This is a genomic window from Acetobacter nitrogenifigens DSM 23921 = NBRC 105050 (assembly GCF_000429165.1).
Lineage (GTDB): Bacteria > Pseudomonadota > Alphaproteobacteria > Acetobacterales > Acetobacteraceae > Acetobacter > Acetobacter nitrogenifigens.
Window position 1 is genome coordinate 1 of sequence record NZ_AUBI01000041.1, and the last position, 6,113, is coordinate 6,113.

The 6,113-nt window shown below is 60.5% G+C and carries 6 protein-coding genes; 3 read left to right on the forward strand and 3 right to left on the reverse strand.

Annotated elements, in window-relative coordinates:
• Nucleotides 1-300: 300 nt before the first annotated feature.
• Nucleotides 301-1,062, reverse strand: a complete 762-nt coding sequence (locus tag G442_RS0118700) for an SDR family NAD(P)-dependent oxidoreductase (RefSeq protein ID WP_026399178.1) — start codon at nt 1,060-1,062, stop codon at nt 301-303.
• A gap of 100 nt (nt 1,063-1,162) precedes the next feature.
• Here G442_RS0118700 and G442_RS0118705 point away from each other — a divergent pair, with 100 nt between their 5' ends.
• Complete coding sequence (locus tag G442_RS0118705; RefSeq protein WP_026399179.1) at nt 1,163-2,062, forward strand: LysR family transcriptional regulator; 900 nt, start codon at nt 1,163-1,165, stop codon at nt 2,060-2,062.
• A gap of 20 nt (nt 2,063-2,082) precedes the next feature.
• On the opposite strand, the gene G442_RS0118710 is transcribed toward G442_RS0118705, so the two are convergent.
• Both G442_RS0118710 and G442_RS0118715 read right to left on the reverse strand, forming a co-directional pair.
• Nucleotides 2,083-2,778: an NADPH-dependent F420 reductase gene (locus tag G442_RS0118710; protein WP_026399180.1), complete on the reverse strand. Its 696-nt coding sequence runs from the start codon at nt 2,776-2,778 to the stop codon at nt 2,083-2,085.
• A 170-nt stretch (nt 2,779-2,948) separates the two neighbouring features.
• Entirely contained in the window at nt 2,949-3,530 is a 582-nt protein-coding gene (locus G442_RS0118715; protein WP_012553548.1) for a TetR/AcrR family transcriptional regulator, read from the reverse strand.
• Between the two features lie 120 nt (nt 3,531-3,650).
• On the opposite strand from G442_RS0118715, the gene G442_RS0118720 reads away from it, so the two are divergent.
• Both G442_RS0118720 and G442_RS0118725 read left to right on the forward strand, forming a co-directional pair.
• Entirely contained in the window at nt 3,651-4,631 is a 981-nt protein-coding gene (locus tag G442_RS0118720; protein ID WP_026399181.1) for an SDR family NAD(P)-dependent oxidoreductase, read from the forward strand.
• Between the two features lie 93 nt (nt 4,632-4,724).
• Nucleotides 4,725-5,858 (forward strand): metallophosphoesterase, encoded by a 1,134-nt coding sequence (locus G442_RS0118725; RefSeq protein ID WP_035376937.1) that lies wholly within the window; start codon nt 4,725-4,727, stop codon nt 5,856-5,858.
• Nucleotides 5,859-6,113: the final 255 nt, after the last annotated feature.

Consider the following 6,113-nt stretch of genomic DNA (forward strand, 5'->3'; position numbering starts at 1 on the left):
GCGAATGACCGCTTTCTGCTAATTTTTTCCGATAGCCGACAAGCTGCTTACCCCCTGATCCGCCTGTCCGCTCACTGATACAGAAGCGGACAGGCGGCACTCGCCTTCATGACGGACATACAGGGAACTCGTGGTGTTTCCTGAAAGCGGTCACCCGTCACAGGTCACGACAATATTGCCCATCCACAAATATTCCGACTATGGAAAGCCCTACAACGCAGCAGCGACCACAATATCGGGAAGCATTTTCGCAGCCGGTCACCAGTTTACGACAGACGTCCTGAAGCTGGCGGTTCGCGTTCAGATGGCCTGCCCGCCGGAAACTTCGATCCGTTGCGCGTTAACCCACCGATTGTCCTCGGACAGCAGCGAGGCGATCATCGGGCCGATATCATCTGGCAATCCCGGACGCCCGAGCGCGGTCGCTTCCGCGATGTGCCGCGCCACGTCCGGATTGTCCCGCACTACACCGCCTGAAAAATCCGTCTGGATGGCGCCGGGTGCGACCGTATTGACAGCGATGCGCCGCGAGCCGAGTTCCTTGGCCATGTAACGTGTCATGACTTCCACCGCACCTTTCACGGAGGCATAAGCAATACGCCCGGGATAGATGATACGTGTCAAACCGGAAGAAATATTCACGATCCGACCGCCATCCGCGATCAATGGCAGCAACGTCTGTGTCAGGAAGAACGGGCCTTTGACGTGAACACGATAAGCAGCGTCGAAATCCTCCTCCGCCACTTCACCGAACAGACCACTATGCGACGTGCCTGCCATGTTGACCAGATAGTCGAAACGCTCAGCACCCCACTCGCCCAGCACGCGTCGAAGTTCGTTGGCAAAGGCCGGGAAGGCTGACGTCTCGGCAGTGTCGAGTTGCAGCGCCACGGCACGGGCTCCACTGCGTTCGACATTGGCAACAACCGCGTCGGCAGCTGCCCTGTTGGCATGATAGGTGAAGATCGATGAAATACCGCGTCGGGCAAGCGCCTCGACGGTCGAACGCCCGAGGCCACGGCTTCCGCCGGTAATGAGGGCAATGGTTTTGACTTCAGGCATGGAACTCTCCGTTTGGTGGGAACCCATATTGATCATTCCATCGCCCGTTCGATAAGATCGCTCTTTCCGACAGAATTGTTTTGCGTCATGGAATAATCCCATGGACAGGCTCGCCACGCTCGATCTTTTCATCCGCATTGTTGATCGCGGCAGCTTCAGTGCCGCAGCAGCCGCCTGCGGTGTTTCGCGGCCAGTCGCGACCGCTGCGATCAAGGCGCTGGAGAGCAGGCTTGGTGTCCGCTTGCTGCAACGTTCGACACGCCACGTCCGGCCCACGGAGGAGGGGATCGCCTATTACCGGCGGTGCATTGCGATTCTGGCCGACCTTGAGGACGCGGATCGGAACGCGGGTGGCACCGTTTCCGGCGTGCTGCGGGTGGACATGGTCGGTTATCTGGCGCGCACGGTCCTGCTGCCGGCGCTGCCCAACTTCCTCGCGCGGCATCCGGCCCTGACCGTTCATCTCGGAGAGGGTGAGCGGTTTGTCGATCTGATCCGCGAAGGTGTGGATTGCGTCGTGCGGGCCGGTGCGCTTGCCGACAGCGGCATGGTGGCCCGGCCTGTGGGAGTGATGCAAGAAGTCACCGTGGCCAGCCCGGACTATCTGGCGCGGCATGGAATGCCCGCGACACCGGAGGACCTGGAAGGCCATCAGATGATCGGTTTCGTATCGTCGCGCACCGGCCAGCCCCTGCCGCTGGAGTTCACGCGCGGAGACGAGGTGATCGAGGTGATGCTGCCGACGCGGTTGTTGGTCAGTGGCGCTGAAACCAGTGCCGCGGCCGCGCGGCAAGGGCTCGGCCTCGTGCAGGCACCACGTTACCGCTTCATTGATGATCTCGCGAATGGCACGCTGATCGAGGTTCTGGCCGATTTCCCACCGACACCCACACCGCTCTCCGTGCTTTATCCAGGCAGTAGGCAACTTTCTCCACGTGTGCGTGTCTTCGTCGACTGGCTGGTGGAGTTTATCGGGCCGAGGCTTCACCCGGGCAAGTGAAGCCTGCCGAATAAACAGTATCAGGCTGGTGCTTCGAAGCTGCCGGGGCTGTGATCGGTTGCCGTCCATTGCGCCGTGCGTTCAGGACTGGCAGAAGCCAGCGCCTTCGCAACACCCGTTGCGTCCAGATCCGCGCAATAGACCGGCGTTCCCGGCTGCTGGCGCCAGGATTCCGCTAGAGGCCCGGCATCGACAGGATCAAATCCGACGTCATCGACCAGTGTCATGACGGTTTGCTTCGCGGACACATCGTCCCCCGCGACCGGCAGGGCGATGCGGTTCGCCGTGCCCTTTGGGGTTCCATTTTCCAAGAGGTGCCTGGCGTAGATGTTGTTGAAGACCTTGATGACCTGGCGACCGATCTGTTCCGAGACCCAGACGCTTGCCGCCTTGCCTGCTTCGATGGCGGAGATGCGACCGTCCCGTTCGCGGGGGTAATAGTTCCCGGTATCGACGATCACCACATCCGCCGGAACATGTTCGAACGGCTTGTGACCCAGGGCCGGAATGTTCTTCTCGGGAATGGTGACGACAATCAGGTTCACGTCTTTGACCGCGTCCGCGACGGTAACGGCTTTCGCGCCGGTTTCCCGCGCCAGTTCGGTTAGCGTCTGCGGGCCGCGTGAGTTGGCGACTTTCACCTCATGACCACAGGCCGTAAATCTGCGGACCAGTGTGCCTCCAATCTGGCCTGCCCCGATAATGCCGATCTTCATGCCATTATTCCCCTGTTTTCAAGTGCTCCTTTCGATATGGGGTGCTTTCGGACCGGAACCAGCCCGACCCACGTCCTGTATTTCAGATAGGCGGCTCCGCCTACTTCTCAGACATCGCGCAACAAAAGAGTGACGTCGCAAAGCGGACAAAGTTGTGGCGCGTGCGTCTTTTAAGATACCGATGACCGCGAGCCCGCGATGAGAATATCGACGAGGCGTTTCGCACTGTTCTCCCAGCCTGTATCAGCCGAAAAATTCGAGACCCCCGCCAGAGCACGGAGCAGATCCAGGGGCTCGATGTCGGCGCGGAACTCACCGGCTGCGATGGCAGCGGATACAAGGCTGTTAACCGCGGCTTTGAGAACGTCGCCGGAATGCGCATAGAGGGCCTCTGTCCCCCCGACCAACCCGTTGAGAGCGGGGGCGATGACCTGCTTGGCAGCGATGTAATCCACAAACAGTCTCATCCATGCGCGAAGCGCCTCCACCGGCGGATGTTGCGTAGCCAAAACAGGAGCCGCTTCGGCAAGGCGATCCAGTTCAGCGCGATAGACTGCCTCGATAAGAGCGTCGCGGCTGGGAAAGTGACGATAGAGCGTGCCGATGCCCACAGCTGCGCGGCGCGCGACCTCATCCAAAGCGATGTCGACTTCACCCATCGTAAACGCGGCTTTGGCCACTGCCAGAAGGTGCTCTCTATTGCGCCGACCGTCGCTGCGCGGTCGACGGCGAGGCTTTTTCACGTCGGTCACCGGCCCCCCTTGCTAAACGGAGTTATCCTCCGTATATATCAAACGGAGCGATGCTCCACATAGAGCCAATGTTGCCATATCGGCAAGAAGTGCCCGCACCGTTCCAAGGGAGTTCTACCCATGACTCAGATCTTTGACGCGACGTCGAGGACCGACGATGTTCTCTCCGGCGTATCCCTGAAGGGCAAGCGCGTTCTCGTGACCGGCGTTTCCGCCGGACTGGGCATTGAAACGGCCCGGGCACTGGCAGGTCATGGCGCGCATGTCGTGGGCGCGGCACGCGATCTTGCAAAAGCGGAACGCGCAACCGATCAGGTTCGCGTGGCCGCGTCGCAAGGAGGTGGAGCGTTCGAACTCATCGCGCTCGACCTTGCGGATCTAGCAAGTGTGCGCGCCTGCGCCGACCGTCTGAATGCGCAAGGCACGCCCTTCGACCTGATCATCGCCAATGCGGGCGTGATGGCGACTCCATTCGGGCATACCAAGGATGGGTTCGAGACGCAGTTCGGCACCAACCATCTGGGACATTTCGTTCTGGTCAACCGAATTGCCGGACTACTGCGCGACGGCGCGCGACTGGTCAATGTGTCCTCGGCTGGACATCGCTTCGCCGATGTCGATCTCGACGATCCGAATTTCGAGCAGACGCCTTACGTGCCGTTCGTGGCTTATGGACGTTCCAAGACTGCCAATATTCTCTTCGCCGTAGCCTTCGATGCGCGGCATCGTGCAAGGGGCATACGCGCTACGGCGGTTCACCCGGGTGGGATCAAGACGGAACTGGCGCGGCACATGGCACCCGGGGAGATCGAAGCCATGGTGAAGCAGGTCAACGAACAGGCTGCTGCCGAGGGCCAGAAGCCGTTCCAGTTCAAGAGCATTCCGCAGGGGGCTGCAACCTCGGTCTGGGCCGGCGTCGTGGCCGAAGCCGATATGGTAGGCGCTCATTACTGCGAGGATTGCCACGTCAGCGATGTTGTACCGAACGACCTGCCGATCAGTCTGGTCAACGCAGGGGTGCGCGCCTACGCTCTCGATCCGGCACACGCCGAAGCCCTGTGGACAAAAAGCGAGGAGATGGTCGGCGAACGCTTCGCCTGACACGATCGCGCGAACAGTGCTTCGATACAGGGCAAGCTCGCAGATTGGCTCAGGGCGCCAACGGACAACACACGCCGGCGGGTCCGTCTATCCATGAGGATATTCATACTGGTGCGCGTCATTGTTTTCGGTTTGCTCCTGTCGATCGTGATCCTGAATTGGTTGTGGCCGCTCCCCCTTCCGATCACCGTGAAACTCCTGGTGTCCGTTTTCGTCATCGTGGCGTCGCAATACCAGTTCTGGAGCCGCCTCTCTTCAGGCTCGGTGTTCGCGCCTGAATTTCCGCGACCTCTCATCATCCTGTTCAACTGGGCGATCGGCACGATCCTGTTTCTCACACTGCTTCAACTCGCGCTCGATCTCGGCGCACTGATTGTCGCGCTGGTCGCGTGGCAGCCAATTCGTATCGGCACGGACGCCCGTGTCGCGGTGGGTGGACTGGCCGGGCTGCTTGCCGCCATCGGCGTTGCCAACGCGCTGCGGGTGCCCCTCGTCAGGGACGTGACTGTCGCCATACGCGGATTGTCCCCGCAGTTCGACGGATATCGACTGCTCCAGTTGAGCGATCTGCATATCACGCGGCTCTTCTCTGCTAAGTGGGCCGCTCGTGTCGTGGAGCGGGCGAACGCGGCGAGCGCCGATCTGATTGTCGTGACGGGGGATTTCATCGACGGGTCGGTAGAGATGCGCCGTGCCGACGTCGCACCGCTCGCAGCCCTGCACGCGCCCGATGGCTTACTGGCCGCTCCGGGCAACCATGAATATTTCTTCGATTATGCGGCCTGGATGCGTCACCTGTCGGCACTGGGTTTCGATATGCTGGAAAACCACCACAAGGTTATAACGCGCGAAACCGCTCATCTGGTGATCGCGGGTTTAACGGATCGCTCGGCATTCCGATACGGTGAGATGGAACCGGATATCGACATTGCTCTGGCTGGCGCGCCGACACATGCACCGGTCGTGCTGCTCGATCATCAACCCGGAGACGCCCGAACCGCCGCGGTGCGTGGGGTCGCGCTTCAGTTATCGGGTCATACGCATGGTGGGATGATCCGTGGCCTCGACCGGCTCGTCGCTCGTGGCAATAACGGCTTTGTCTCCGGCCGCTATCAGGTGGGCGGCATGACGCTGTATGTCAGTAACGGGACCGGCCTATGGCCAGGCTTCGCGCTCCGACTGGGCGTGCCAGCCGAAATCACACGATTTCATCTGCGGGCGGGATAGGGGGCGAGACTGGCTTACAATGTCTTTTCGGTGCCGGACCATTTTTGCGTCCGCAAGAGTCTTATATGCAGTTGAGCGTACGGCAGGAAATATCCAACGATCGCTCAAAAGCGGACCTTCCGTTCACCCCCCTAAACAGTCTGTCTGCTCAACGAATGGCAGCGGACAGGCTGTAGTCGCCTCAACTCGGTCGTTCGAGCATTTATGGTGGTTGCCCGACAGCGGACACGACTAAGCGAACCATGATAGACCGTG